At 51.0% G+C, this 26,714-nt stretch carries 25 protein-coding genes and 1 other RNA gene; 12 read left to right on the top strand and 14 right to left on the bottom strand.

Annotated elements, in window-relative coordinates:
- Window positions 1-2 precede the first annotated feature (2 nt).
- Complete coding sequence (locus ACSIPU_RS17395; RefSeq protein WP_047058012.1) at window positions 3-1,319, top strand: ATP-binding protein; 1,317 nt, start codon at window positions 3-5, stop codon at window positions 1,317-1,319.
- Window positions 1,316-3,514, top strand: a complete 2,199-nt coding sequence (locus ACSIPU_RS17390) for a DEAD/DEAH box helicase (protein WP_159873020.1) — start codon at window positions 1,316-1,318, stop codon at window positions 3,512-3,514. Before ACSIPU_RS17395 ends, ACSIPU_RS17390 begins: the two co-directional genes overlap by 4 nt.
- A gap of 204 nt (window positions 3,515-3,718) precedes the next feature.
- On the opposite strand, the gene ACSIPU_RS17385 is transcribed toward ACSIPU_RS17390, so the two are convergent.
- The 5 genes from ACSIPU_RS17385 to ACSIPU_RS17365 all read right to left on the bottom strand — a co-directional run bounded on the left by ACSIPU_RS17385 (window position 3,719) and on the right by ACSIPU_RS17365 (window position 8,039).
- On the bottom strand, window positions 3,719-4,738 hold the full coding sequence (locus ACSIPU_RS17385; protein ID WP_332942168.1) for an NADP-dependent oxidoreductase: 1,020 nt from the start codon (window positions 4,736-4,738) through the stop codon (window positions 3,719-3,721).
- Window positions 4,735-5,136, bottom strand: a complete 402-nt coding sequence (locus ACSIPU_RS17380) for a hypothetical protein (RefSeq protein ID WP_332942169.1) — start codon at window positions 5,134-5,136, stop codon at window positions 4,735-4,737. Before ACSIPU_RS17380 ends, ACSIPU_RS17385 begins: the two co-directional genes overlap by 4 nt.
- Before the next feature lie 2 nt (window positions 5,137-5,138).
- Window positions 5,139-5,957 (bottom strand): oxidoreductase, encoded by an 819-nt coding sequence (locus tag ACSIPU_RS17375; protein WP_332942170.1) that lies wholly within the window; start codon window positions 5,955-5,957, stop codon window positions 5,139-5,141.
- A gap of 132 nt (window positions 5,958-6,089) precedes the next feature.
- The gene (locus ACSIPU_RS17370) at window positions 6,090-6,872 is read right to left on the bottom strand and encodes an SDR family NAD(P)-dependent oxidoreductase (protein WP_252052509.1); all 783 of its coding nucleotides are present in this window, start codon (window positions 6,870-6,872) and stop codon (window positions 6,090-6,092) included.
- 75 nt (window positions 6,873-6,947) lie between these two features.
- Window positions 6,948-8,039 (bottom strand): alkene reductase, encoded by a 1,092-nt coding sequence (locus tag ACSIPU_RS17365; protein ID WP_252052510.1) that lies wholly within the window; start codon window positions 8,037-8,039, stop codon window positions 6,948-6,950.
- A gap of 129 nt (window positions 8,040-8,168) precedes the next feature.
- On the opposite strand from ACSIPU_RS17365, the gene ACSIPU_RS17360 reads away from it, so the two are divergent.
- Window positions 8,169-8,717, top strand: a complete 549-nt coding sequence (locus ACSIPU_RS17360) for a TetR/AcrR family transcriptional regulator (RefSeq protein ID WP_180264377.1) — start codon at window positions 8,169-8,171, stop codon at window positions 8,715-8,717.
- Window positions 8,718-9,195: 478 nt separating this feature from the next.
- On the opposite strand, the gene ACSIPU_RS17355 is transcribed toward ACSIPU_RS17360, so the two are convergent.
- The 4 genes from ACSIPU_RS17355 to smpB form a co-directional block, all read right to left on the bottom strand.
- Window positions 9,196-12,825: a DEAD/DEAH box helicase gene (locus ACSIPU_RS17355; protein ID WP_332942171.1), complete on the bottom strand. Its 3,630-nt coding sequence runs from the start codon at window positions 12,823-12,825 to the stop codon at window positions 9,196-9,198.
- Window positions 12,826-12,963: 138 nt separating this feature from the next.
- Window positions 12,964-14,205, bottom strand: coding sequence for an integrase domain-containing protein (locus ACSIPU_RS17350; RefSeq protein ID WP_332942172.1), 1,242 nt, complete (start codon window positions 14,203-14,205; stop codon window positions 12,964-12,966).
- Between the two features lie 204 nt (window positions 14,206-14,409).
- Window positions 14,410-14,773, bottom strand: a transfer-messenger RNA (tmRNA) gene (ssrA, locus tag ACSIPU_RS17345).
- Window positions 14,774-14,916: 143 nt separating this feature from the next.
- A complete protein-coding gene (gene smpB, locus ACSIPU_RS17340) occupies window positions 14,917-15,399 on the bottom strand; it encodes an SsrA-binding protein SmpB (RefSeq protein WP_004104655.1) in 483 nt (160 codons plus the stop codon).
- A 149-nt stretch (window positions 15,400-15,548) separates the two neighbouring features.
- Between smpB and ACSIPU_RS17335 the strand changes: the two genes are divergently transcribed.
- Window positions 15,549-15,986: a type II toxin-antitoxin system RatA family toxin gene (locus ACSIPU_RS17335; RefSeq protein WP_004104653.1), complete on the top strand. Its 438-nt coding sequence runs from the start codon at window positions 15,549-15,551 to the stop codon at window positions 15,984-15,986.
- Complete coding sequence (locus ACSIPU_RS17330) at window positions 15,976-16,266, top strand: RnfH family protein (protein WP_004104651.1); 291 nt, start codon at window positions 15,976-15,978, stop codon at window positions 16,264-16,266. The genes ACSIPU_RS17335 and ACSIPU_RS17330 overlap by 11 nt, the downstream gene beginning before the upstream one ends.
- Window positions 16,267-16,337: 71 nt before the next feature.
- Here the strand turns inward: ACSIPU_RS17330 and bamE are convergent, their stop codons facing one another.
- The 3 genes from bamE to nadK form a co-directional block, all read right to left on the bottom strand.
- The gene (bamE, locus tag ACSIPU_RS17325) at window positions 16,338-16,679 is read right to left on the bottom strand and encodes an outer membrane protein assembly factor BamE (RefSeq protein WP_004104649.1); all 342 of its coding nucleotides are present in this window, start codon (window positions 16,677-16,679) and stop codon (window positions 16,338-16,340) included.
- 147 nt (window positions 16,680-16,826) lie between these two features.
- Entirely contained in the window at window positions 16,827-18,488 is a 1,662-nt protein-coding gene (gene recN, locus ACSIPU_RS17320; protein ID WP_142447826.1) for a DNA repair protein RecN, read from the bottom strand.
- A gap of 86 nt (window positions 18,489-18,574) precedes the next feature.
- Window positions 18,575-19,453: an NAD(+) kinase gene (gene nadK / locus ACSIPU_RS17315; protein ID WP_004104646.1), complete on the bottom strand. Its 879-nt coding sequence runs from the start codon at window positions 19,451-19,453 to the stop codon at window positions 18,575-18,577.
- A 125-nt stretch (window positions 19,454-19,578) separates the two neighbouring features.
- Between nadK and grpE the strand changes: the two genes are divergently transcribed.
- Window positions 19,579-20,169, top strand: coding sequence for a nucleotide exchange factor GrpE (gene grpE, locus ACSIPU_RS17310; RefSeq protein ID WP_004104644.1), 591 nt, complete (start codon window positions 19,579-19,581; stop codon window positions 20,167-20,169).
- 64 nt (window positions 20,170-20,233) lie between these two features.
- Here the strand turns inward: grpE and ACSIPU_RS17305 are convergent, their stop codons facing one another.
- Both ACSIPU_RS17305 and ACSIPU_RS17300 read right to left on the bottom strand, forming a co-directional pair.
- Window positions 20,234-21,523, bottom strand: coding sequence for an HlyC/CorC family transporter (locus tag ACSIPU_RS17305; protein ID WP_004104643.1), 1,290 nt, complete (start codon window positions 21,521-21,523; stop codon window positions 20,234-20,236).
- Window positions 21,524-21,541: 18 nt separating this feature from the next.
- The gene (locus ACSIPU_RS17300) at window positions 21,542-22,333 is read right to left on the bottom strand and encodes a cytochrome C assembly family protein (RefSeq protein ID WP_004104642.1); all 792 of its coding nucleotides are present in this window, start codon (window positions 22,331-22,333) and stop codon (window positions 21,542-21,544) included.
- Between the two features lie 164 nt (window positions 22,334-22,497).
- Between ACSIPU_RS17300 and ffh the strand changes: the two genes are divergently transcribed.
- From ffh to ACSIPU_RS17270, 6 genes are all read left to right on the top strand, one after another.
- Window positions 22,498-23,865: a signal recognition particle protein gene (gene ffh, locus ACSIPU_RS17295; RefSeq protein ID WP_004114506.1), complete on the top strand. Its 1,368-nt coding sequence runs from the start codon at window positions 22,498-22,500 to the stop codon at window positions 23,863-23,865.
- 235 nt (window positions 23,866-24,100) lie between these two features.
- Window positions 24,101-24,349: a 30S ribosomal protein S16 gene (gene rpsP / locus ACSIPU_RS17290; RefSeq protein ID WP_004104640.1), complete on the top strand. Its 249-nt coding sequence runs from the start codon at window positions 24,101-24,103 to the stop codon at window positions 24,347-24,349.
- A gap of 18 nt (window positions 24,350-24,367) precedes the next feature.
- A complete protein-coding gene (gene rimM / locus ACSIPU_RS17285) occupies window positions 24,368-24,916 on the top strand; it encodes a ribosome maturation factor RimM (RefSeq protein ID WP_004104638.1) in 549 nt (182 codons plus the stop codon).
- Between the two features lie 45 nt (window positions 24,917-24,961).
- The gene (gene trmD, locus ACSIPU_RS17280; protein WP_004104636.1) at window positions 24,962-25,729 is read left to right on the top strand and encodes a tRNA (guanosine(37)-N1)-methyltransferase TrmD; all 768 of its coding nucleotides are present in this window, start codon (window positions 24,962-24,964) and stop codon (window positions 25,727-25,729) included.
- A 39-nt stretch (window positions 25,730-25,768) separates the two neighbouring features.
- Complete coding sequence (gene rplS / locus ACSIPU_RS17275) at window positions 25,769-26,116, top strand: 50S ribosomal protein L19 (protein ID WP_004104634.1); 348 nt, start codon at window positions 25,769-25,771, stop codon at window positions 26,114-26,116.
- A gap of 120 nt (window positions 26,117-26,236) precedes the next feature.
- The gene (locus ACSIPU_RS17270) at window positions 26,237-26,674 is read left to right on the top strand and encodes a DUF2946 domain-containing protein (RefSeq protein ID WP_196557984.1); all 438 of its coding nucleotides are present in this window, start codon (window positions 26,237-26,239) and stop codon (window positions 26,672-26,674) included.
- Window positions 26,675-26,714 lie beyond the last annotated feature (40 nt).

The raw sequence follows: 26,714 nt of genomic DNA, 5'->3' as shown, positions 1-26,714 counted from the left end.
GAATGTCTGTAACACGTATAAGAGTGAAAGAACGCGACGCTATTATTCAGTCACTTAAGTCAGGTGTAACGCCAAGGATAGGCATTCAGCATATCCAGGTTGGCCGCGTGAATGAGATCACCGCTCTCCACCAGGATATTGAGAGGATTGCTGACGGTGGTGCAAGCTTCAGACTTATCATCGGTGAATATGGTTCTGGTAAAACGTTCTTTCTGAGTGTTGTGCGCTCTATTGCGCTAGAGAAGAAGCTGGTGTCAATCAGTGCAGACCTTTCTCCTGACAGACGCATTCACTCATCGGGAGGTCAGGCTCGTAATCTCTATTCTGAGCTTATGAAAAACATGTCCACCAGAAACAAGCCGGATGGTAATGCGTTACTTAGCGTTGTTGAAAGATTCGTTACGGAGGCAAGGAAGGAAGCTGACACGAACGGCTCCGAGGTTTCATCAGTTATTCATAAACGCCTGGCAGCACTATCAGATATGGTCGGCGGATATGACTTTGCGAAGGTCATTGATGCATTCTGGCGCGGGCATGAGCAGGATAACGAAACACTAAAATCCAATGCTATTCGCTGGTTGCGGGGAGAGTACACCACTAAAACTGATGCCCGTAACGATCTCGACGTTCGGACTATTATCTCAGACGCTTCATTCTATGACTCTTTGAAGCTGATGAGCCTTTTTGTCCGCCAGGCAGGCTATGCCGGTCTTTTGGTCAGCCTCGACGAAATGGTGAACCTCTTTAAACTGAATAATACGCAAGCAAGAACAGCGAACTACGAACAGATTTTGCGGATCCTGAATGACTGCCTGCAAGGCTCAGCCGAGAATATTGGTTTTATCCTCGGGGGGACGCCAGAGTTCCTTTTCGATCCTCGCAAAGGTCTTTACAGCTATGAGGCGCTCCAATCACGTCTGGCGGAAAATCGGTTCGCGCAAAAAGCAGGAGTGATTGACTACTCGTCTCCCACTTTGCATCTTGCCAGCCTCACCCCTGAGGAACTGTATATTTTACTGAGAAATCTTCTTCATGTTTATGCAGGCGGAGATCCAGAGAATTATCTGGTTCCAGATGAGGCACTGACTGGATTTCTGCATCACTGTAGTAAAACCATTGGAGACGCTTACTTCCGTACCCCCCGTAATACCATAAAAGGTTTCCTGGACATGCTGGCCGTGCTGGAACAAAACAGAACGATGAACTGGCAAACACTAATCGAGGGTGTGGCGATTGAAGAGGACAGGCCCAGCGAAATGGATGACGCCATTATAGAGGAAAGCGATGACGACGACGGACTGGCTAACTTCAAATTATGAGCAGTGCCTATGATAGTCTCGATCCCCGCGTCCGCAAGTGGGTTTACAAGCAGGGGTGGTCTACATTAAGGCCCTTGCAGGAGAGTTCTATCCCGGCAATTTTAGCCCGTGATCGAGACGTGCTAATCAGTGCAGGCACAGCAGCGGGTAAAACAGAGGCTTTCTTTCTTCCTGCCTGTTCGGCAGTTGCAGATCTCACTAATGGATTTGGCATCGTCTATATCAGTCCGTTGAAGGCATTGATTAACGATCAGTACCGTCGTCTTGAGAGCCTTGGAGATGCATTAGAAATGCCAGTGACTCCTTGGCACGGGGATGTACCACAAAGCAAAAAGAAGAAGGCTCGGACAAACCCTGCTGGCATTTTACTGATTACACCTGAGTCACTTGAGTCTTTGCTCATAAATTCAATGGGCTGGCTCAAACAGGCGTTTTCGTCAGTCGCATACATCGTTATTGATGAGTTTCATGCTTTCATTGGCTCAGAGCGTGGTGTACAGCTGCTTTCTCTGCTCAATAGAATTGACCATGTGTTAGGACGCCTGGTAAATCCAATTCCCCGCGTTGCGTTGAGTGCCACGCTGGGGGAACTGGAAAAAGTACCCGAACTTTTGCGCCCGGACAAACGACTACCCTGCGTAACTGTTACAGATAGTAAGAGCGAGGCCACTCTTCAGGTACAGGTCAAAGGTTATCTGGAGCGAGTGCTCCAAAAAGAAGAAGAACTTCAGAGTTCAGCTGAACATGACGTTTGCGCTGACATTTTTAGACTTTGCCGTGGCGATTCTCATTTGGTCTTTGCAAACAGTCGAAAGCGGACTGAAAGCATTGCTGCCACGCTGAGCGACATGTGTGAGGAACATATTGTTCCCAATGAATTCTTTCCCCACCATGGTTCCCTTGCCAAGGAATTGCGGGAAGCGCTTGAAACTCGTCTTCAGAAAGGAAATTTGCCCACAACAGCTGTTTGTACAATGACGCTTGAGTTGGGAATTGATATCGGTAAGGTTAAGTCGGTTATCCAAGTTACGCCTCCGCATACTGTTTCCAGTCTGCGTCAGCGTATGGGACGTTCTGGGCGACGCGACTCCCCATCAGTTCTAAGAATGCTAATTACAGAAAATGAGCTCACTGTGACTAGCAGTATCGTTGACCACCTACGGCTGCATTTGGTCCAGTCGATGGCAATGATCAGACTGATGATCTCTAAACAATGGTTTGAGCCTGCCGATTCCCAGCAGATGCATTACTCCACGCTGCTACACCAGATTCTTGCTATTACCGCGCAATGGGGCGGAGTTCGTGCCGATCAACTCTGGTCACAGCTATGTCAAACAGGCCCGTTCCGTAATGTGGATATAGGCGATTTCAAAAGCCTGCTTAAACATATGGGGGCATGTGGCCTGCTCACTCAACTCGCTAGTGGAGAAATGGTTGTTGGGGCAGAGGGAGAGAAACTGACTAACCATTATACGTTTTATGCCGTGTTCAACACACCAGAAGAGTTCCGCATTGTCACCGGAAACAGAACCCTTGGAACAGTGCCTGTGGACTCCCCACTGCTACCAGATCAACACATCATCTTCGGTGGGCGGCGCTGGAGAGTGACAGAGATCGAGACAGAGAAAAAAGTTATCTATGTAGAGGCGACCAAAGGCGGTCAGCCACCACAATTTAGTGGGGGGGGAATGTCTGTTCATGATGCCGTTCGTCAGGAAATGCTCGCTATCTATAGGGAAGGTGATTACCGCATAGCAATAGGTAGCAAGAGAGTAGATTATGCCGATTCTGCCGCCAGAAGCCTATTTGCGGAAGGCAGTCGTAACTTCCAGAGTTATAACCTGCAAAATGAGTATTTTCTTACGAGCGGCCAATACTGTTACATCCTCCCATGGATGGGAGATAAGGTTGTCAATACGATTACAGCCTTGCTCATACGTTGTGGCTTTAAAGCTAATTCATTGGCTGGAGTTATAGAAATTGACGGCTCAAGTATCACTTCTGTTCAACAGGCCCTTAAAGGCCTGCTGCTGTCAGGCTTGCCCTCAGCGTTTGATCTTGCTGTAAATGTTCCAGAAAAGTACTTAGATAAATATGATGAATATTTACCAGAGTTTCTGCTTGCGAAAGGATTTGGGGAAAAAGCGTATGACATTGAAGGCGCGTGTACCTGGCTGAAAGAACATCTTCAGTAAACTGGTTACATAAAAAGGGGGAGATGTTCCCCTTAAGCTTGAGGCCGATTGATGATATCAATTTTCGCTCTTGGCTCGGATCTGCCAGAAATCGAGGTCATAAGGTCTGCTTTGAGCGAGGAGCGGACGTTGTGCACCTCTTCCCTGAGGCAAAAGCCTCTTGCGATTTACTCAAAAGTAGGCTGATACAAATCACCGTTCTTTTCAATCTTGTATCTTAACGACAACTTTGCCCTTCGCATGTCCTCCAGCAAGATAGTCAAGAGCATGCTTTGATTCTGCAAAGGGGAAAACCTTATCGATCACTGGAAGGACGTGTTCCGCTTCCACGAGCATACTTATTTGAGTGAGTTGTGCGCCATCAGGTCGAACGAACAGAAATGAATAGGTTTGGCTCCTCTTCTTTGCAAGACGTATGATTTTACGGCTCATCAGGCCGAATACAGTACGCAGAAAAATATTTAAATGTCGCTCACGTGCAAAAGCAGCATCTAATGGCCCAATGAGTGAAATAATCTTTCCGCCAGGCTTAAGAATGTGAGTGGACTTTTCTATCGTATCTCCTCTCACAGTGCCCAGAACAATATCGTAGCCACTCAGAACATTTTCAAACTCCTGCTTTTTATAATCAACCACTTCATCTGCGCCAAGACGACTAACCCATTCGACATTGACTAAACTTGTTGTCGTTCCCACTTTTGCGCCAAGGTGCTTCGCCAACTGGATGGCAAAACTACCAATTCCTCCTGAACCAGCCGGGATGAAAACCTTCTGTCCAGACTGCAAACAGGCTCTTTCTGTGAGCGCCTGCCAGGCGGTGAGGCTTACCATCGGGAGTGAAGCTGCCTGCACAAAATCGATATTTGCAGGTTTAATGGCCGCGAGACTTTCAGGAACAACGGCAAATTCGGCAAGAGAGCCTGTACCTCTGTCGAAAATACTCGCGAAGATTTCGTCGCCTGGCTTGAAACGCGTCACCCGGCTTCCTGTTGCAATCACAATCCCGGAGAGGTCGCTACCTAGTGTTGCTGGCAGCTTAAAATGCAAAACTGGTTTGAAAATTCCGGTGGGGATCATGTTGTCAATGGGATTGAGGCCTACAGCGTAAACCTTAACCAGAATTTCGTCAGGACCGATGGAAGGATAATCTATGTTATCAAATCCCAACTCCGGAGATTTACCATAGCGTTTAAACGTAAACGCTTTCATCGTCTTCGTATTCATTTGTTGTTTATCCTGTTGATTTTCCGGGTGCCAATGCCAATATTGCTTAGTAAAAAAGCGGTTCCCAGTAGCAGCTCGATAAATACTGCAAAAAGAATTTGCCCGTTAACATGTCCTTTGTACCATTCGAACAGGCCAGACACGGCTAACATGAAAGATATCGTACTAATGCCGGTGGCCAGAGCATATCGGGTTGGAGAAGGCTCAGCATTCCTCGCTAAAACATACATTGCTCCTGTTCCAGCGAAGAATGCAGCAGAACGTCGGCCGAGCACATTGGTACCTGGTGTGCTTTCAATCCCCCACAAGGCGAGGAGCTGTTCCGGGAAAATCATCCATACCGTAGCGAGGATGAAAAACAACACTGATGCCAGGATAGCCAGTCGCGAAAATTTCATTTTTATTCTCTAGCATCAAGCTGAAGACTATTTCTCACTACCTCATCCAGGATTTTTGAGGGCGCGAATTTGAGAAGAAAATTCAGTTTAGCCGCCAGCGTTCCCGCGGTATAACGCACTTTTGGTCGTAAATCCTCAGCAGCTTTAACCACTACGTCCGCCACAACTTCCGGACTTTCCGCTTCGGCCATTGCTTTGCTCACCACTTTCGTCAGCTTAGCCCGGATAAGGTCATACTCTTCAAGCCTGGCATCCGGTTCGATATTATTGGCTTCAAACTCGGTCTTTATGTAAGCAGGTTCAATGACAGAAACCCGGATACCCTGCGTGCGCAGCTCGTGATCAAGTGCTCCCGTGTATCCTTCGACCGCATGCTTACTGGCAGCGTAAAGAGCCACATACGGCAACGGAACGATACCGAGTATCGAACCAATGTTAATGATACGCCCGCTGCCCCGACGGCGCATATGAGGGACAACAGCACGTGTTAACCTAACGATGCCCAGAAAATTGGTGTCGAAAATAAGCCTGGCCTGATCGAGAGAGCTTTCTTCTGCAGCTGCTGGCGCGACCCCGAAACCCGCATTATTTACAAGAAGATCGATCCGCCCCTCCAGGCGCAGCAACTCATCAATGGCTGCCTCAACAGAGGCGTCGTCCGTCACATCCAGCGTCAATAGTGGAAAAGGATGTGTTCCCGCCAGCGCGCCACGCCGACTTGTGCCGTATACCGTAAAACCCGCAGCTAAAAGTTTAGTCGCTGACGCTTTGCCGATACCTGACGAAGCGCCTGTAACCAGCGCTACACGTTTTGTTGTCATACTGAACGAGACCTTTATGATTTGTTTGAGGTTTCTCATAGGGAATGAGAAAACCTGCTATCAGGGCGTTATGCTTTATTTGCCCGTCTGAAAAACACCTAAAAGATTGTTCTGCAGAGGGCAACTCTTTACTTAACGTGTTTTATATCGCTCTGCGGCTTCATCTTGTTTGATGTCTGAAAGCAGAGCCTGGCGGGAAGCATCGAGGGTCTCCCAGTGCGCAGCATTCTGTAAAGGCGGGATGGTGACGAGTTCGCGACGATCAAAACCCACCAGGGCTGCATCGACTAACTCACCTACTTCCATCATTTTGGCAAAGTTACTGATGTCGATACCCGCGCGATCCCAAATTTCCGTGTACGTCCCGGCAGGCAGTACCGCCTGGATATAAATACCCTTAGATGACAGCTCCAGACTCATTCCCTGAGACAGGAAAAGCACAAAGGCTTTGGTTGCACCGTAAACCGTCATTGCAAATTCCGGAGCGAGCCCAACTATGGAACTGATATTGACGATAGAACCTTCGCCCGCTTTTACAAAGCGTGGTGCTACTGCATTTGCCAGTCTCGTCAGTGCCGTGACATTAAGCGCGATTAGGCGTTCTATCGATTCAGGCGTCTGCTCTGTAAAACTCCTGTACTGCGCGATACCTGCGTTATTGATAAGAATACCGATCTGCTCGTCTTCACGCAGACGCGCTTCGATAGTCGCTAAATCGACCGCTTGCGTGAGGTCGGCTGGAAGAACATCAACAGAAATGCCATTTTCCCGTCGCAGACGATCGGCCAGTATCTCTAACTTTGCTTTGTCGCGGGCGACCAGTACCAGGTCATGTCCCCGACGGGCAAATCGTTCAGCGTAAACAGCACCAATACCTGTGGATGCACCCGTAATGAGAACTGAAGCGTTAGTCATAAGTTGCTCTTCTTTATTAATGTGTAAACTGATTCCGCAATGTGCGATTCAGGTCGAACCGTGATATTCACAGATCTACTTGCTGGTTCCGGTAAGCGACGGATAATCGGTGTACCCTTGTGCACCACCGCCATAAAGCGTTTCAGGATTAAGTGAGGCCAGCGGCGCACCCGTCTTCAGTCTTTCAACCAAATCCGGGTTGGAGATGAACGGACGACCGAAGGCAAACAGATCGGCCTTGCCTTGCTCAAGCTGAGTGGTCGCCAGCGCCAGGTCATAGCCATTGTTACCGATCCAGGTGTTGTTAAAGCGTCGACGTAGTGAGTCGTAGTCGAACGGTGATACATCGCGCGGGCCGCCCGTAGCACCTTCAACCACGTGGAGATACACGATGCCTAATGCATTGAGTTGCTCAGCGAGGTAGTCATATTGAGGTTGCGGATCACTGCAAGAAATTGCATTAGCAGGAGATACCGGCGAAATGCGCACGCCGGTGCGTTCCGCGCCAATCTCATCTTTTACGGCAGCAGTGACTTCTAACAGCAGGCGAGCACGATTCTCGACAGAGCCGCCGTATTCATCGGTACGCTGATTAGCACCATCTTTAAGGAACTGTTCCAGCAGATAACCATTCGCACCATGGATTTCGACTCCGTCAAACCCGGCGACAATGGCATTTGCAGCTGCCTTTCTGAAATCATCGATGATCCCCTTTATTTCCTCCACTTCCAGCGCACGTGGTTCAGAAACATCAGCAAAACCGTTGTTCACAAAGGTTTTCGTCTCAGCGCGGATAGCGGACGGTGCGACTGGTGCAGCGCCACCAGGCTGTAAATCGACATGCGAAATTCGCCCTACGTGCCAGAGCTGTACAAATATACGCCCACCTTTGGCATGGACTGCGTCAGTCACTTTGCGCCAACCCTCTATTTGAGCTTGCGTATAGATCCCCGGTGTATCCTGATATCCCTGCGCTTGTGGCGAAATCTGCGTGGCTTCGGTAATCAATAATCCTGCTGAAGCTCGCTGGGCGTAGTAAGTCGCTGCCAGTTCGCCCGGTACCAGCCCAGCACCAGCCCGGTTACGCGTTAGAGGGGCCATCACGATGTGGTTGGCAAGTGTTATGAGGCCAAGATCATAAGGTTGAAATAATGCCTGGTTCGTCATGTTTATCCGCCTGTAAATGATTGGTTGAGGTACTGATTTAATGATGGTGATCATAATCTAAAAAGTCAACCAGTTTGATTATGATCATCATCAATGTATAATCAGGCTCTATTTGAAGAGGGTAGAAACGTGAAAGTGTCAAAAGAGCAGGTTCGCGAGAACAGGATGCGAGTTGTTGAAACGGCCTCAGAACTTTTTCGTGAGCGTGGTTACGATGGTATCGGGATATCGGAACTGATGTCTGAGGCAGGGTTAACTCACGGTGGCTTTTACAAGCATTTTGGTTCCAAGGCAGATTTACTGTCTGAGGCCATGAACTGCGGCTTTACGCGATCCGCAGAAAAAACTGAGGGTGTTAATCGGGAAAAATTTATTGAATATTATCTCTCCCGACAACATCGTGATGACATGGGAAAAGGCTGCGTGATGTCGGCTCTGGGTACTGATGCAGCTCGTCAATCTGAATCAATAAAAGAGACGTTTGCGGCCGGAATTGAGCGGCAACTGGAAGTTTTAGGAACCGAAAATGGCACGCGCGCTGACTTGATAAATACCATCGCGCATCTTGTTGGCGCCCTGGTGTTGTCTCGTGCCTGTCCAGATAATTCCGCTCTTGCTGACGAAATTCTGGATGTTTGTCGCGAGCGTCTTATCAGTCATGACTCTTGTAAGGGATGAATTTTCTGGTAAAAGAATTTTGCTGTGCGGTTCATTTAAATAAATTGCGAATGTCCGTTCCTGGCACTAAACGGGCTAAAGCAGACTGATTTGATGAGATAAGGGTATAGATGAATTCTCCATACCCTTAAACGATTACTTCCCAGTTGATTTGCTTGGTTTCAGTCCTGGGGTATTGCCGGGTGTATCCTTATTATCACGTCTGCGTTGATCGGGTTTTCCTGTTGATTTTGCGATTGGTTTTGGACCAGGTTTAAGCCCCATAATCATACTCCTTAGCCATGTCAGAGGTTATTCCTCAGTGTGGATATAAGGGGAGCGGTAAGAATAATCAAGCTTGGATGGGCGGTGAAAAGTGACTGCTTGACTATTATGTGAGCAATGTCAGATTTTAACACATAGCGGCCAGCCCATTACTGAAGTTAGCCAAAAATGAGTCGCGATGAGCCCTCAATAATGAGGGCCACCTCGGAGATTGTTAGGCTGATTTCGCCAATTGCCGATGCAGGACCTGAAGGCTAGTTCCCGCCCCTGCCCATGCAGCAGCCGAGCCGACCACATACAGGTTTTGCTTGGCGCGTGAGACGGCTACATTGATTATGTTTGGTGGGCTTGCCGCCCACTGACGTGCCCTTTGCTGACTCGCTTTCGGCGCACCCAGCAACAGGATTACCGTGTCCGCCTCTCGGCCCTGGAACGTGTGGATTGTGCCTACACGATCACGGCACCATTCATCCAGCTTTACGCCGAACGTTCGCAGCAGATCAGTTTCACTGTCGAGACGCCGACGCATGTTCTGCTCTACGATCTTGAATGGTGTGATGATAAATACGTCCGGATTTGTAATGCCCGATGCTGCCAGCTCTTTGAGCATTCGCACAACCGCTTCGCCCTCGTCGGGACACCACTTCGTCTCAGCATCGCCATTGATATCCACCCAGTGAGATCTCCCCAAAGCCGAGCCGATAGATCCGGGTTTTTTAGGCCCGACAGCATGGACCATCTGCCCGGCATAGGCGATGGAGTTAGAAACATCAAACATTGGGTTCTGGCAACGCCTGTGAACGAGCAATGGCAGCCCGACTTCTCGATCACCTACGTCCATGACGAAGGTGGATTTGAAGCGCGATGCCTGATCAGCAAGGGTCTGCGTAGATGCTGCGGGGGCAGACCATTCGACTTGGTCAATGTCAAAGAACTTGCAGATTTCGGCGTTCAGCTTTTCAGGAAGTGAAACTACAGGTGGGATTTGCAACGGGTCACCTACCACGATGGAGCGCTTTGCCCGCATGATAGCTCCAACTGCTGCCTGAGGAACGGCTTGGCCCGCTTCATCTACCAGAAGCCAACCAATGCTCTCTGGTGGCAGATCCCCGAACATCGTCCGAACAGAGGCGAATGTCGTGGACACGGTCGGCACAACCACGAAAAGGCTTGACCAAAGGTCGGGGAGAAGTTCACGGTGAGCGGAAGACTGGAAGGCACCAGCTACCATGCCTGACATCAATAACCCAAGATTGTGTTGCAAGCGGCTGGCCGAAGCATCAATGAACGTTTTATGCACAGTCAGGGCAGCGGCGAAAAGATCCTCCCGCAGGCGATGAACCTCATCGGGAAGCCAGGGTGCAGTGAGGTGGATAGCCTCGTGCTCGCGCTCGAAGAACCTCTCATCAACGACCCTGTCTCCCATACGGTTTCGTGCCTGTGCCTCGGTTGCCTTCAATTTCGAGACAGCCTGACATTTGCTGGAAATTTCCTGGTCGAGTTGCTGTAACTGGGACTCAGTATTGCTCCACTCAGCCCTTGCAAGCTCTAGGGCACCGTCCGTCCCCTGCGCCCGTATGACTGATTGCTGCAAGGTCGCCGAGAGCTTCTGCAGTGTCGATCTCCACGACTTCCAGGCCGCAGTCGCAAACAAACGGGAGAAGAAACCTGGACGGCAAGCAAGATGGCTGTCGAGCATGATCTTGTCCTGCTCGATCTGCGATTTTGCCTTCTCATGCTCTCGTTGGCAGGATTCAGCAGTCTTGTGTGCCTCTTCGACGGCTTCATTCAGACTCGGTCGACGCTGTTCAGCTCTTTGAAGTTCGGTGATCGCTCCCTTGAGCGCCTGGATATCCCGTCGCATCTCTTCGATGCTGGCGATTTCGGCGTCTACCGTCTCCTTAAGTTTAAGAAAGGCGGTTCGCGCTTTCTGCCAGGCCGCAGCAGCATCCGCTTCGTTGGTGCTGGGCCGCTCATTGACAACCACGCTGGGCATCACGCGATCGATGGTTTCGCCAGTTCGCTCGTCCTTGATCTCACGCATGACATTTATGCCGCGAGCTGCTTTCAGGTAGGTAAGGAAACCACCGTCTTCATTCCACCAGAAACCTTGCTGAAACGCGCCTCGGTTGCTGCTCTTGCCGAGAGCTGCGGCGATCAAACCCCAGGTTTCGACAGTGTCGGAGGGGATGTCCCCCTCGGCCTCGGCTTCGAAATAGCCGGCGCGTTTGGGATTCGCAATCAGGTCGCTGATGGACCGGAAGTAGGCGATCTGTTCATGGCGACCATTGGCTACCTTGAGAGGAAGCTCTTTACTGACGTTTTCGACTGCTTTGTTATTGGAGGAGGCTACGACGATCTCATGGCCCTTCAAGGATGCATGTAACTTGTAGAAGTGCAGGAATGCATTGGAACCGAATGCCAGCTTCTCGCCAGTTGTGGAAAAGGCATCCTGCGGTTTGTTGAAGCCGGACATCGCCGTGGCCCGATCGAGAATGCATCCAACGACGATATCCCGGAGAAGAGTGGTCTTTCCGGTTCCCGGAGGCCCATTGACGCCGATGATACCTGGAGCATCATTCAGCTCAGCACGCGCCGCATTCACGGCAGCCTGTTGAAGCAGCACCAGTGGATGGCCACCTTTCGAAGGCCAACGAGCCTGCGGCATGAGCGACGGTGCGACGAACGGCTCAACTGCGGAAATGGGCGATAGCACGTCGATTTTCTGGTCAGGTCTTCCAATTCCCATGTAGCGGCGCAAACCGGTTCCGGCTTTGCCCGTCTCGAGCAATTTGGTTGCTTCACCGAGATCTTCAAGATAGAAGGAATTCAGTAACGAAGGTTCAGGCGGCGCCTTAGCCTTGAAATGATGAAACACCTTAATCGCGAATGTGGGTGGCTCAACCAAATGCTCGGGTACACTGAACTGCGATACAAGCCATTTATAAGCGTTATGAACAACATTCAGATCGATCGGTATGGGTTCTCCATCTTTGTTGTGGTGGCGAACCATTCGAACCAGATGATCGATAATGCGCGGCTCAACATTCGGCCAATTCCCTAAACTCCCAAGCTTCAGATCGAGAGCCGGCTTGAGTGCCCAGGCAAAACTGGACACGGCAACGCCTTTGTCCTCAAGCACAAAGCCTTCTTTGTCGATCAGGATCGAGCCGATGGCCGCTTTCTTACCGTCCGGGCGTGAACGCTCCTCATCCTCGCCAAAAACCTTGACCAGCTCGTCCGTCGCCTTGTCGAGAGCGATGGAGCCGAGGACGACCTCGAAATAAAGCTTATAACTGGGCTTGCTGCGGGCATTTGGTCCCCATGGAACACCTCGCTCCAATAGAGCAACCCTAGAGCGGTCGCCGGTTGCCATATCCTCTGGGCGTTTATAAGCTTGAGGCGACAGTGCTTCGAGGGCTGTCCATGCTGCCAGTATTGCTCGCGCATCATTCGCCTTACCTGATGGAGAAAAAGACGGGATCGGACCAAGGTCGATTTGGTCTTTGTCGAATTGCTCTCGTATGGCAGAGTCTGGGATGGCCTTCAGTTGAAGTTGCTCTTCCGCAGCAGGCGAATTGTGGGGCACAACTCGAGAAGATTGAATGGACACCGAATCGGGATGGTGTGTTGATGGGCTGGAAGCCGATATGGCGACCACGCTGTGGCCGCTAAGAGCAAATAGAGATTGCTCGATTTTAGCCGTCAGCGTCCGCGCCCTGGCAGTGTTGCGAAAGGTCAGCTCGCTCAACAACTGTTCAAGTTCGCTAGCATTGTTGCTGGACTGCTCGAAGATTGCTTCCAGATCGAAGATTGATTTTTGCGCATACTGCCGTGTCTTCATTTATTTCTGCGGCTCCATATCCCTTCAATTAAGAGATATTATGCTAATTAGCTTGATTTCTAAAACTATTAGCTTTCGCTTGAAATATAAATTCTCATCTGGCCCACTACTAAAGTGGGAACTGTCATTAATTATCCGTCATCCCGTTAAACGCTCTCCCCTCATACCTCCCACAATCATACTTCCGCGATCAGCAGCCATAACAAAATCAGCCCACCATTGCATCATCGGTCGCCGTTGCTCAAGGTAATCACTGCGGTTATAAGCGCGACGTACCTCATTTTTGTCAACATGAGCCAGTGCTGCTTCAATGACATCAGGCAGAAATCCTTCCTCATTGAGTGCCGTACTAGCGATAGAACGTAAACCATGTGATACGAGTATGCCTCCTAAGCCAGCACGCTTGAGTGCAGCATTCACTGTCTGGCTGTTCATCGGCTGGGTAGGCTTAATGCGACTGGGAAAGATAAATTCTCGATTACCACTTAACGGCTTCATCATCTCCAGTATCGCGATTGCTTCATCTGACAATGGAACAGTGTGGTCGCGGTTCATTTTCATGCGTGATGCAGGAATCTTCCATTCTCGTGCCTCCGTGTCTATCTCTTCCCAACGAGCCTCAGCCGCTTCGGCAGGGCGGGTTATGGTAAGAAGTTGCCACATGAACAGGCAGCGTGTGGAAAGGCTAATGCTGGCCGTTCGCATCGTCTGCATTAACTGAGGCAGCTGATCCGGACGAATACTGGGCATGTTTTTCTTCTGCGGCTTCTCGAATGCCTTGCCAATATTGACACTGGGAACAGCATCAATCAGGCCCGTGTTTTGGGCATAGATCATGACCTCATTGATGCGTTGGCAAAGGCGACGAACAGTTTCCAGTGCACCTCTGGCCTGTACCGGTTGCACGGCCTGAACCAGCATATGAGCTTTGATATCTGTAACGCTGACGTCACCAATCGCTGGAAATACATCTCTTTCAAGAGAGCGCCATATGTCCTCTGCATAGTCCTCGGTAACACTGGCTTTCTTCACATTCCACCAACGTTCTGCCACTAGCTGGAAAGTATTAGTTTTGGCTTCAAGCAAACTACGCAGTTGTTCTTGCTGATGTTCCTGGGGATCGATTTGTTTCACAAGGAGAGAACGGGATTCTGCCCGATAGCTTCGAGCATCGGCAAGCGTAACTGACGGGTAGTGGCCAATGCTCTTTTTCGCTCGCTTCTTGGTCACGGGGCGAATGTAGCGAAATTGCCAGATTTTACTCCCGCTGGATTTGATCAGTAGCTCAAGGCCATCGCCATCATAGAGCACATAGTCCGCTTCCTTGGGTTTGGCAGATTCGATTTCCTTAACGGAGAGAGGTTTGGTTTGTCTTGCCATTGCCAGATTTCCATAGTTTTAGGCACCTCAAAAACAATATAGCTTTATGAGGTGCCTAGCAAGGTGCCTAAAAGGTTCGGATTTAATTAGTTCTCTTCGGACTTCGCGGGACAAATTGAGGGCACAAAAAAGCCCGCAGGGCTTGCGCCGTGCGGGCTCTTAGGACTTCATCGGATGACTCTGGTAATCACCGATGGAGAATTTTGGTGGAGCTGGCGGGAGTTGAACCCGCGTCCGAAATTCCTACATCCTCGGTACTACATGCTTAGTCTGTCTTTACATTCGCCTGGCACCTGCGGACGGACACGCCACTACCAGACTAGCCTGATTAGATTTAACGCTTCAACCCCAGGCAGGGCCTCCACGCGATCTCTTTTGGGTTTGACCTCTCTTTGATCCCCGTCTTAAGAGCGGAAGCTAGGGAGAGAGGGCTCAGAGCAGGTTATTAAGCTGCTAAAGCGTAGTTTTCGTCGTTTGCGACTATTTTTTTGCGGCTTTTTACGAGGCCAACCGCCCCTCGGCATGCACCTTGGGTTTCGCAAATCCCGTCGAATCCAGAATCAGCCCCAATGTGTACGTTGAGTATAACAGATTTATGAATGCGCTGACCAGCCCTCGTTTTGAGGATTATGGCGCCAGAGTGGATGAAAAATCAGCATCAACAACAATATAGCGTGAGGGCCAGCTGGCTGACCCTCAAGAGAAGGGCAATTAACGACCTGCGTGTTTCATAATGCGGGCTTTATCAACTGCCCACTCGCGATCTTTTATATCGGTGCGCTTGTCGTGCTGTTTCTTACCTTTCGCTACGCCGATTTTGACTTTGCACCAGGCATTCTTCCAGTACAGGGAAAGAGCGACCACGGTGTAACCTTCACGGTTGATACGTCCGTATAGGGTATCCAGTTCACGCTGATTGAGCAGAAGCTTACGGGTACGCGTTGGGTCGCATACGTAGTGGGTGGACGCTACCGCCATCGGCGTGAAGTTGGCGCCAAACAGATAGGCTTCGCCATCTTTCAAAATGACATAGCTGTCGCCAATATTGGCTTTACCTGCGCGGAGAGATTTTACTTCCCATCCCTGCAGGGCAAGACCCGCCTCGTATTCATCTTCGATAAAGTATTCATGACGAGCGCGTTTATTCAGCGCAATGGTGGCTGATCCAGGTTTGTGGGCTTTTTTCTTAGTCATAGTATCCTGAAGTCATCGTCTTAAAACAGTCGTACCTCAATCTTCCTGCGAGGCGTAATGGGCTATCTTAGCACGAGTTGCGGTACAGCGTTTTTTTTAGCAGCAGATAAATGATATTATTTGCCCTGTGTTTATATGTGGAACCTGCTATGCCTCAGATTAGCCGTACCGCGCTGGTGCCGTTCAGTGCTGAACAGATGTATCAACTGGTAAATGATGTAAAGTCCTACCCTGATTTTCTGCCGGGCTGTACCGGTAGCCGGGTTCTGGAGCTTGGGCCGACGCAAATGACTGCGGCGGTTGACGTATCCAAAGCGGGTATCAGTAAGACCTTCACAACGCGAAATACGCTCACCAGTAACCAGAGTATCCTAATGAGTCTGGTCGATGGTCCGTTTAAAAAGCTGATTGGCGGCTGGAAATTTATCCCCTTAAGCCCGGAAGCGTGCAAAATTGAGTTTCATCTCGATTTTGAATTCACCAATAAACTGATTGAAATGGCGTTTGGTCGTATCTTCAAAGAACTGGCTATGAATATGGTGCAGGCATTTACGACGCGCGCTAAAGAGGTCTACAGTGCCGGCTAAAATCGTGGTTGAAGTGGCCTACGCGTTGCCGGAAAAACAGTATCTGCAAAGCGTCAAGCTTGAGGAGGGGGCGACGGTCGAGCAGGCGATTGTTGCCAGCGGTCTTCTGGCGCTACGTGACGATATCGATCTGACGAAAAACAAAGTGGGAATTTATAGCCGCCCGGCTAAGCTTCAGGATCGCGTCCATGATGGCGATCGGGTGGAAATCTATCGTCCGTTGATTGCTGACCCGAAAGAGCTACGTCGTCAGCGGGCGGAGAAAAACGCCGGAAAGTAACCGTTTCGCACCAAAGATGCAGATATAAAAAAAAGCGCTCAATGAGCGCTTTTTGTGTATTGATAGCTTTATTACTCCGCCGTCAGGGCAGGTTTGTTATCAATGTTGGTCAGCACACCGCTGCTGTTAAAGGTCAGGGTAAGCGTCTGCTGGGTAACTTTTTCATGCCCAGGCTGCTGACGGAAAACGTAGAACCAGGTATTAGTGCCAAACGGATCCGACATCATCGGCGTACCCAAGGCATAGGCAACCTGTTGTTGCGTCATGCCGACACGAACTTTTGCTACATCGGTTGGTGCCAGATAGTTACCCTGGTTGATGTCAGGACGGTAAACCACTCGTTCCAGAGTGGAACAGCCTGCGGTCAACATAAGAAGAACCGCTGCGGCAGCAGTCAGCGTTTTACAGCGCATAGTGATTTGATTCCTTTTTGGGCCCGAGCAGTACGTGGCTCATCTGTAATATGCCGATGATAATAGACCTTTGCCCGGTTGAGAACCTTCGGCTGCAGGTCTATCGGCAATTTGCTGTTCACTATGACTCTGTGAAAATCAAAAAGTTTACGCGGCAAGCAACTCTTTCGCGTTTGCCAGAGTGTTACGAGTGACTTCACTGCCGCCCAGCAGACGGGCCAGTTCCTGCAAGCGAGCGCGTTTATCCAGAGGGTGCATATGCGTCTCGGTCATTTCACCGTCTGTTTCCTTGCAGACGAAGAAATGATGATGTCCGCAACCGGCCACCTGCGGTAAGTGGGTAACGCACATCACCTGGGTTGACTCACCTAGCTGGCGCAGCAGTTTGCCCACCACCGCTGCCGTAGGGCCACTGATACCGACATCTACTTCATCAAAAATCAATGCCGGAGTTTCCATTTTCCGCGCAGTGATCACCTGAATCGCCAGCGCAATACGCGAGAGTTCGCCTCCGGAAGCAACTTTAGCGATTGGCTGCAGCGGCTGACCCGGGTTGGTGGTTACCCGGAATTCAATATGGTCTGCGCCTTCAGCGGTGAGATGACGCTCATCAAACGCGACATCAATGGAGAATACACCGTGTGGCATTGAAAGTGAGTGCATACTCTCCGTAATTAACCGAGTCAGCTCATCAGCGCTATTCTGACGCAGGGCATGTAGCTGCTTCGCCGTCTCAAGGGCTAACTGATGATGCTCCACGACCATCTGACTGAGGGATTCCAGGGAACCGGCGCTATCATCCAGCAGACGCTGCTCTTCCAGCAGTGACTGGTAAAATTCTGGAAGCTCCTCGGGCGTAATTTGATGCTTGCGCGCCAGGGCAATCTGTCGGGAGATACGTTGTTCCAGTTCGAACAGACGATTCGGATCGAGATCGAGGCGATCGTGATAATGACGCAGCTCGTCCGTGGCTTCGCTAAGCTGAATAGATGCTTCTTCAAGCATATCCAGCACTCCGGAGAGTTTACTGTCCATACCAACCAGCTCGCTCACCAGCTGCTTTGCGGCATAGAGCTGGCTTTGCAGATTGGATTCTTCGCCGTCTGCCATCACCGACAGCGCATGCTGACAGGTCGACAGCAATTGACCGCTGTTGGCCAGACGTTTGTACTCTTCATCAATTTGCTCGAATTCGCCCGGCTGCGGATTAAACTCGTTGAGCTCTTTTAGTTGATACTGCACCAGATCCGCACGCGCGGCGCGCTCCTGGCTTTGCTGCTGATGCTGCGCCAGATCGCGGCAGCTTTTGTGCCACTGACGATAGCGTTCAGCCATTAGCTGAGTAAGCGCATACTCACCGGTATAGCCATCAAGTAAGGTCTTCTGATGTTCGGGCTTAGTCAGCAGTTGGTGCGCATGCTGGCCATGGATCTGGATAAGAAGCTGTCCCAGTTCGCGGAGCTGGGATAAAGGCACCGCCGTACCGTTAATAAAGCCGCGAGAGCGGCCGTCTGCGCTGATAACGCGGCGAAGTAAACACTCACGCCCGCTTTCCAGCTGGTTTTGTTCCAGCCAGCGTTGTGCGGCCGGCGTGTCTTTCAGGGAGAAGCGCGCGCATAAATCAGCCCGGCTGGCGCCTCTGCGCACCATATCGGCTTCCGCCCGACCGCCCAGGCACAGCCCCAGCGCGTCGATAGCGATCGATTTACCGGCGCCGGTCTCGCCGGTAATGGCGGTCATACCGCTGTGAAAATCGATTTCCAGCTCACGAACGATAGCAAAATTACTGATAGTGAGTTGTGCCAACATAGCTGCCTTCCTGTATGAAAAACCATTACTGTGTTTTCGTACAGTATAATCGGGTTTTTTATCCAGTAAAGGGGCTGGCTATAAAATCAGAACAATTTTTTCGACCAGCCAAGCTTAGTGCTTAATGTATTGAAATAGCTGTAATCTTTAGGATGGATGAGATTAAGGTGATAATCACACCGGCGGATCAGCACATCTTCTCCATCCTGAATGGGCAGCGCTATCTGGCTATCGCAGCTAATTTCGAGGTCGCTGCAGCGCTGCGAAAAACGCAGGCGAATAGTACTGTCACCGTTGATCACCAGCGGCCGGGCCGAAAGCGTATGCGGGAACATAGGCACCAGGGTGATAGCATCCAGCGAAGGGGTAAGGATCGGCCCGCCGGCGGAGAGGGAATAGGCCGTGGAGCCGGTAGGCGTGGAGATGATGAGCCCATCTGAGCGCTGAGAGAAAGCAAACACCTCGTCAATATAGACTTCAAACTCAATCATATGCGCTACTTTACCGGGGTGCAGGACGACTTCGTTAATCGCCGTGCTGATACGCTTCTGGCAATCCTGCTGACAGACCTGAGCTTCCAGAAGGAAGCGTTTTTCGGCGATATAGTGGCCTTCGAGCACATCAGCGAGCTGCTGTAGCGCGTTGTCCGGATCGAGGTCGGTCAGAAAGCCGAGATTTCCGCGGTTAATGCCAATAACGTTAATATCGTAGCGCGCCAGCGTCCGCGCCGCGCCGAGCATATTACCATCGCCGCCAACCACGACGGCCAGGTCTGCCTGCTGGCCAATTTCCGCCAGCGTCCCGGTCTTCACATTGCTGAGCTGTAATTCATGAGCGATTTGCTGCTCAACCAGAACTTCATAACCTTTGCTGGACAGCCAGCGCCAGAGCATTTCATGTGTGGTCAGCGCGGTTGGGTGACGAGGGTGTCCCACAATGCCTATACACTTGAAGTGATTCTTCATGATCTGGATGTCCTTGAGTTAAATGAATAGTGACAATCTGGCTGCGTTCCCTTGAAACCCGGAAACTGATCCCCATAATAAGCGAAGTTAGCGAGATGAATGCGAAAAAAAACGCGGAGAAATTCATGAGTAGTAAAGAACAGAAAACGCCTGAGGGGCAAGCCCCGGAAGAAATTATCACGGAGCAGCACGATGACGTTGAGGCGGTAGAGCCTGAGGTTTCGGCTGAGCAGGTGGATCCGCGCGATGAAAAAATTGCGAATCTGGAAGCTCAGCTCGTTGAAGCCCAGAAGCGCGAACGTGAAGTATTGCTGCGTGCGAAAGCCGATGAAGATAACCTGCGCCGTCGTACCGAGCAGGATATCGAAAAAGCGCATAAGTTTGCGCTTGAGAAGTTCGTCAACGAACTGTTGCCGGTCATCGACAGCCTGGACCGCGCCCTGGAAGTGGCTGATAAAGCCAACCCGGATATGGCGCCGATGGTTGAAGGTATCGAACTGACGCTGAAGTCGATGCTGGACGTGGTTCGTAAGTTTGGCGTGGAAGTCATTGGCGATACTAACGTGCCGCTGGATCCGAACGTGCATCAGGCCATTGCGATGGTTGAGTCCGAGGACGTACCGGCAGGTAACGTTCTGGGCATTATGCAAAAGGGCTACACCTTGAATGGCCGTACTATTCGCGCGGCGATGGTAACCGTAGCGAAAGCGAAGTAAATAAGCGAAACGGCTACCATGAGGTAGCCGTTTTTCTATTCAGACCTGCACCGTGCCAGGTATGCTATGACTCCGCCACGCTTTCACGAATGGGTTTTACGGGCATAACCTTCACCTGTTTAATCATATTCTCCTGAACATCAAGAATATCGATATCATACTGTTCAATGCGCACGCGGGTGCCGGGGGCAGGGATCTCTTCGAGAGCTTCCAGAATGATACCGTTAATGGTTCGCGCTTCATCTTCCGGCAGATGCCAGTTAAATGCTTTATTGATTTCACGTACGTTGGCGGTACCGTCGATAATCACTGAACCATCGTTAAGCGGCGTTACCTCTTCTGCAAGCGTAGGCGACATGGAGGTCGTAAAATCGCCGACGATCTCTTCGAGGATATCCTCAACCGTGACCAGGCCCTGAATATCCCCATATTCATCCACCACCAGGCCCACTTTCTTTTTGTTGCGCTGGAATTTTACCAGTTGGGTGCTGAGCGGCGTCCCTTCCGGCACGAAGTAAATTTCGTCGGCGGCGCGCAGCATTACCTCTTTTGTGAACTCTTTTTTCTCCGTCATCAGGCGATAAGCTTCGCGTACCCGCAGCATGCTGATGGCATCGTCAAGGGTGTCGCGGTACAGCACGATGCGGCCGTGGGGAGAGTGGGTCAGTTGGCGGACAATGGACTTCCAGTCGTCGTTAATATTAATACCGACGATATCATTGCGCGGGACCATGATGTCGTCCACGCTAACTTTCTCGAGATCCAGAACCGACAGCAGCATGTCCTGATTGCGGCGGGAGATTTGCGAGCGTGATTCATTAACGATAGTACGCAGTTCATCTTTGCTGAGCGCCCCGCTAATGACGATATCGGTTTTAATGCCCATGATGCGCATCAGAATGCGGGTGATGGTGTTGAGCAACCACACCAGCGGCATCATCAGTATTTGCAGCGGCGCGAGCAGAAGGCTGCTGGGATAGGCGACCTTTTCCGGGTAGAGCGCCGCAATGGTTTTGGGCAGCACTTCCGCAAATACCAGCACCACGAACGTCAGAACCCCGGTGGCAATGGCAACGCCTGCATCGCCGTACAGGCGCATACCCACGATGGTGCCGAGCGCCGAAGCGAGAATATTAACCAGATTATTGCCAATGAGGACCAGGCTAATCAGACGGTCAGGTTTGCGCAGCAGCTTTTCAACGCGTTTTGCCTGACGATTACCCTGTTTGGCCATATGACGCAGGCGATAGCGATTTAGCGTCATCATGCCGGTTTCAGAACCGGAGAAATAGGCGGAGATAACCACCATGATGATCAGCGTTACGATCAGCGTGGTGGTGGAGATATGTTCCACTAGGGATTCCTTAAAGACTTAGCTCATGAACTGTTGCAATACGCGGCTACCAAAGTAGGCCAGCGTCAGCAGGCCTGCGCCAGTCACGTTAAACCAGACGACCCGGCGTCCGCGCCACCCTTCATGATAGTGGCCCCAAAGCAGGACGATATAAACGAACCACGCCACGATAGAGAGTACGGCTTTATCAATGTTTTCCGCACTAAACAGGTTATGCATGTAAAACAGCCCGGTACACAGCGTCAGGGTTAACAGCACCACGCCTATCTGGGTGATATGAAACATTTTACGTTCGATGCTCATCAGCGGCGGCATTTCGCTACTGAAGGTCAATCGTTTGTTCTTTAACTGATAGTCAATCCACGCCAGCTGCAGAGCGTAGAGCGCGGCGATAATCAGCGTAGCATAAGAAAAGAGCGACAGGCCGATGTGGACCAACATCCCCGGCGTGGTTTCCAGATGCGTGATGTACTCGTTCGGCATAAAGGTGGCGAACGCGAGGTTGATCAGGGCGAAGGTGTAGACAATGGGCAGCAGCAGCCAGCCGCGATTGCGCGATGCGACGATGGTCATCACCGTACAGATCATCAGGCTAACCAGCGATCCCACGTTTAATAAGCTGAGGTTTTGCCCGCTTTCGCCGCCGGGAAAAATGCGTGACTCCAGCGCAAAGGCGTGACAAATCAACGCAATAGTTGCGGAAAGAATCGCCATCCGCCGCCAGCTGCTGTTTTTTTGTAACAGACCAGGGACGATCAGCGCGAGGCTGATGGAGTAGGCGACAAGGGCGAGTAGAGCAAAAACAGGCATATGCGCGTCGACTGTTGACTAAATAGTAGAGAGAAGCAGTATAACGTCACGCGAGTCTGGCTCCAACCGTTGCAGCACATTCGCGTTTATGTCGTGTTATACTGCGCCCATTCCGTTTTTGTGTCGCTGCGGCGACCGACCGTTTCCACCTCAGGCGAGAGACAATGTTTGATAATTTAACCGATCGTTTGTCGCGTACGCTGCGCAACATTAGCGGCCGCGGACGCCTTACTGAAGACAATATTAAAGATACTCTGCGCGAAGTGCGCATGGCGCTGCTGGAGGCGGACGTTGCTCTGCCTGTGGTTCGCGACTTCATCAACCGTGTAAAAGAGAGCGCAGTTGGTCATGAAGTTAATAAAAGCCTGACCCCGGGGCAGGAGTTCGTCAAAATCGTGCGCAACGAACTGGTTGCCGCGATGGGCGAAGAGAACCAGGCGCTCGATTTAGCCGCGCAGCCGCCTGCCGTAGTTCTGATGGCCGGTTTGCAGGGGGCGGGTAAAACGACCAGCGTCGCTAAGCTGGGTAAATTCTTGCGTGAAAAGCACAAGAAGAAAGTCCTGGTGGTTTCCGCTGACGTTTATCGTCCCGCGGCGATCAAACAGCTGGAAACGCTGGCAGAGCAGGTTAGCGTCGATTTCTTTCCGTCTGACGTTGGCCAGAAACCGGTTGATATCGTTAATGCCGCGCTGAAAGAAGCGAAGCTCAAATTCTACGACGTGCTGCTGGTGGATACCGCTGGTCGTCTGCACGTTGATGAAGCGATGATGGACGAGATTAAGCAGGTCCATGCAACGCTTAACCCGGTAGAAACCCTGTTCGTTGTCGATGCGATGACCGGCCAGGATGCGGCGAATACCGCGAAAGCGTTTAACGAAGCGCTACCGTTAACCGGTGTTGTATTGACCAAAGTGGACGGCGACGCCCGCGGCGGCGCGGCGCTGTCGATTCGTCATATCACCGGCAAGCCGATTAAATTCCTCGGGGTGGGCGAAAAAACCGAAGCGCTGGAGCCGTTCCATCCGGATCGTATCGCTTCCCGTATTCTCGGCATGGGCGATGTCCTGTCCCTGATCGAAGATATCGAAAGTAAGGTCGACCGCGCGCAGGCTGAAAAGCTGGCCTCTAAGCTGAAAAAAGGCGATGGTTTTGACTTGACCGATTTCCTTGAACAGCTGCGTCAGATGAAAAACATGGGCGGTATGGCCAGCCTGATGGGCAAGCTGCCGGGCATGGGGCAGATACCGGACAACGTTAAATCGCAAATGGACGACAAAGTGCTGGTGCGTATGGAAGCCATCATCAACTCGATGACGCTGAAAGAGCGCGCTAAACCGGAAATTATTAAAGGTTCGCGTAAGCGCCGTATCGCCGCAGGCTGCGGAATGCAGGTGCAGGATGTGAACCGTCTGCTCAAGCAGTTTGACGATATGCAGCGCATGATGAAGAAGATGAAGTCGAAAGGCGGCATGATGAAGATGATGCGTGGAATGAAAGGTATGATGCCGCCAGGTTTCCCCGGAGGCCGATAGTATTGTGGCTATTGCTGCCGGCGCGCCCTTCTTTCCTGTCCCATTGTTGGCGCGCTCTGGCTATGAATTACTCGCAGGTACCCAATTTAGGGTATCTGCGGTGCCCTTCCACAGCAGAGTTTATAACTGCTGATTGCAATTTCCCCAGAAATCAGTAAAATTTTCGGGCTTTTAATATGACACCGGGCTCCGTTCCTCGATGGGGCCCGGTGTTTTATTCACACAAGAGGATGTTATGGTTACTATTCGTTTAGCACGTCACGGCGCGAAAAAGCGTCCGTTCTACCAGGTTGTTGTTACCGACAGCCGTAATGCACGCAACGGTCGCTTCATCGAGCGCGTTGGTTTCTTCAACCCGATCGCTTCTGCGACCGAAGAAGGAACTCGTCTGGATCTGGATCGTATCGCTCACTGGGTTGGCCAGGGCGCGACTGTTTCCGATCGCGTAGCTGCGCTGATCAAAGCCGCTAACAAAGCAGCTTAATCTGTCACGGTGGTCATGATGAGCAAGCAACACACCGCACAAGCACCTGTTGATCCGATTGTATTGGGCAAAATGGGTTCTTCCTACGGTATCCGTGGTTGGCTCAGAGTGTTTTCCTCCACCGAAGACGCCGAAAGCATTTTTGACTATCAGCCCTGGTTTATCCAGAAGGCGGGTCAGTGGCAGGTTGTTGAGCTGGAAAGCTGGCGCCACCACAATCAGGATATCGTCATTAAGCTGAAAGGCATTGACGATCGCGATGCAGCGAATCTATTGACTAATTGCGAAATTGTTGTGGATTCATCGCAGCTGCCTGCGCTTGAAGAGGGTGACTATTACTGGAAAGACCTGATGGGCTGCCAGGTAGTGACCACTGAAGGCTATAGCCTCGGTAAAGTCATCGACATGATGGAAACCGGGTCTAATGACGTTCTCGTCATCAAGGCAAACCTGAAAGATGCATTTGGTATCAAGGAGCGGCTGGTTCCGTTCCTCGATGGGCAGGTTATCAAGAAAGTCGATCTCGCTACTCGTACTATCGAAGTAGATTGGGATCCTGGTTTTTAAATTCTCCGAATAAACGGTAAAAAACGGCACTATGGGGATTGGCTTGTGTTTATAGGTATCGTTAGCCTGTTTCCAGAAATGTTCCGCGCAATTACCGATTACGGGGTAACTGGCCGGGCAGTAAAAAATGGCCTGCTGAGCATCCAGAGCTGGAGTCCTCGAGATTTCGCTCATGACCGGCACCGTACCGTGGACGATCGTCCTTACGGCGGCGGACCGGGGATGCTAATGATGGTGCAACCTTTGCGGGATGCGATTCATGCAGCAAAAGCCGCGGCAGGTGAAGGCGCAAAGGTGATTTATCTTTCACCTCAGGGGCGCAAGCTTGATCAAGCTGGCGTCAGCGAACTGGCAACAAATCAGAAGCTGATTTTGGTGTGCGGTCGCTACGAAGGCGTAGATGAGCGCGTAATTCAGACCGAAATTGATGAAGAATGGTCAATCGGCGATTACGTTCTCAGCGGTGGTGAGCTACCGGCAATGACGCTGATTGATTCCGTTTCCCGGTTTATTCCGGGGGTTCTGGGTCATGAAGCTTCGGCAATCGAAGATTCGTTTGCTGAAGGATTGCTGGATTGCCCGCACTATACGCGCCCTGAAGTGTTAGAAGGTATGGAAGTACCGCCGGTATTGCTGTCGGGAAACCATGCGGAGATACGTCGCTGGCGTCTGAAGCAGTCGCTGGGCCGAACCTGGCTTAGAAGACCTGAACTTTTGGAAAACCTGGCTCTGACTGAAGAGCAAGCAAGGTTGCTGGCGGAGTTCAAAAAGGAACTCGCGCAACAGCAACATAAACATGATGGGATGGCGTAAGCCCCCAATATCAGTTTACCCAGGATAAGAGATTAAATTATGAGCAACATTATTAAGCAACTTGAACAAGAACAGATGAAGCAGGACGTACCTTCCTTCCGTCCGGGTGATACCGTGGAAGTGAAAGTATGGGTTGTTGAAGGTTCCAAAAAACGTCTGCAGGCATTCGAGGGCGTGGTTATCGCTATTCGTAACCGCGGTCTGCACTCTGCATTCACTGTTCGCAAAATTTCCAACGGCGAAGGCGTTGAGCGTGTCTTCCAGACTCACTCTCCGGTAGTTGACAGCATTTCTGTCAAACGTCGTGGTGCTGTACGTAAAGCTAAACTGTACTACCTGCGTGAGCGTACCGGTAAGTCTGCTCGTATCAAAGAGCGTCTTAACTAAGATTCGCTTTCGCGACATCCTGAATGAGAGGGCTGGCCTGATGGGCCAGCCCTTTTTTTATCTTCATTTTAACTATTTCATTGAGAATCATTTACAATATGGCCCTCATTCGGAGGGACCGTGGTCAGCACTATTTTTCATCACCCGGCATCACAACGGCACGCCGCGTGGCTGGTGCTGTTTGCGATCCTGCTGATCGTGGTGGCGCCGCTGATCTCTGTCGCGCTGCAAAAAGATCCGATGAGCGGTATGCACCATTTAACGATGGAAATGACGCAAGAGATGCCATCACATCAGATGCCCATGATGCATACTGACGCCTCGATTGCGGAACACGCGCACAGCATGCCGGTCGATCATGCTGAAGCCTGCGGCTACTGCGTACTATTAGCCCACGTGCCAGGGATGATTTTTGCGCTGGTACTGCTGATCAGCCTGGTGCTTCGACGCTATAGCGCACCGGTTTTCCGTCCGGAACGGAAACACTGGCACTACTTTCCCTGGCTTTACCCTCATACCCGCGCTCCGCCGCAACAGTCTGCTTGCTTCCTTAACTAAAAAATCATGTGCGCACTGCGCAACGTTCTCTTTTGCTCTC

Origin of the sequence: Klebsiella sp. HN106 (genome assembly GCF_051209435.1) — a bacterium.
Classification (GTDB): Bacteria; Pseudomonadota; Gammaproteobacteria; order Enterobacterales; family Enterobacteriaceae; genus Klebsiella; species Klebsiella oxytoca.
This window is presented reverse-complemented; position numbering and strand designations above follow the sequence as displayed.

Coding starts and splice junctions, on each gene's coding strand:
- ACSIPU_RS17395 (WP_047058012.1), top strand. CDS start 3: ATGTCTGTAACACGTATAAGAGTGAAAGAACGCGACGCTATTATTCAG.
- ACSIPU_RS17390 (WP_159873020.1), top strand. CDS start 1,316: ATGAGCAGTGCCTATGATAGTCTCGATCCCCGCGTCCGCAAGTGGGTT.
- ACSIPU_RS17385 (WP_332942168.1), bottom strand. CDS start 4,738: ATGAATACGAAGACGATGAAAGCGTTTACGTTTAAACGCTATGGTAAA.
- ACSIPU_RS17380 (WP_332942169.1), bottom strand. CDS start 5,136: ATGAAATTTTCGCGACTGGCTATCCTGGCATCAGTGTTGTTTTTCATC.
- ACSIPU_RS17375 (WP_332942170.1), bottom strand. CDS start 5,957: ATGACAACAAAACGTGTAGCGCTGGTTACAGGCGCTTCGTCAGGTATC.
- ACSIPU_RS17370 (WP_252052509.1), bottom strand. CDS start 6,872: ATGACTAACGCTTCAGTTCTCATTACGGGTGCATCCACAGGTATTGGT.
- ACSIPU_RS17365 (WP_252052510.1), bottom strand. CDS start 8,039: ATGACGAACCAGGCATTATTTCAACCTTATGATCTTGGCCTCATAACA.
- ACSIPU_RS17355 (WP_332942171.1), bottom strand. CDS start 12,825: ATGAAGACACGGCAGTATGCGCAAAAATCAATCTTCGATCTGGAAGCA.
- ACSIPU_RS17350 (WP_332942172.1), bottom strand. CDS start 14,205: ATGGCAAGACAAACCAAACCTCTCTCCGTTAAGGAAATCGAATCTGCC.
- smpB (WP_004104655.1), bottom strand. CDS start 15,399: ATGACTAAGAAAAAAGCCCACAAACCTGGATCAGCCACCATTGCGCTG.
- ACSIPU_RS17335 (WP_004104653.1), top strand. CDS start 15,549: ATGCCTCAGATTAGCCGTACCGCGCTGGTGCCGTTCAGTGCTGAACAG.
- bamE (WP_004104649.1), bottom strand. CDS start 16,679: ATGCGCTGTAAAACGCTGACTGCTGCCGCAGCGGTTCTTCTTATGTTG.
- recN (WP_142447826.1), bottom strand. CDS start 18,488: ATGTTGGCACAACTCACTATCAGTAATTTTGCTATCGTTCGTGAGCTG.
- nadK (WP_004104646.1), bottom strand. CDS start 19,453: ATGAAGAATCACTTCAAGTGTATAGGCATTGTGGGACACCCTCGTCAC.
- grpE (WP_004104644.1), top strand. CDS start 19,579: ATGAGTAGTAAAGAACAGAAAACGCCTGAGGGGCAAGCCCCGGAAGAA.
- ACSIPU_RS17300 (WP_004104642.1), bottom strand. CDS start 22,333: ATGCCTGTTTTTGCTCTACTCGCCCTTGTCGCCTACTCCATCAGCCTC.
- ffh (WP_004114506.1), top strand. CDS start 22,498: ATGTTTGATAATTTAACCGATCGTTTGTCGCGTACGCTGCGCAACATT.
- rpsP (WP_004104640.1), top strand. CDS start 24,101: ATGGTTACTATTCGTTTAGCACGTCACGGCGCGAAAAAGCGTCCGTTC.
- rimM (WP_004104638.1), top strand. CDS start 24,368: ATGAGCAAGCAACACACCGCACAAGCACCTGTTGATCCGATTGTATTG.
- rplS (WP_004104634.1), top strand. CDS start 25,769: ATGAGCAACATTATTAAGCAACTTGAACAAGAACAGATGAAGCAGGAC.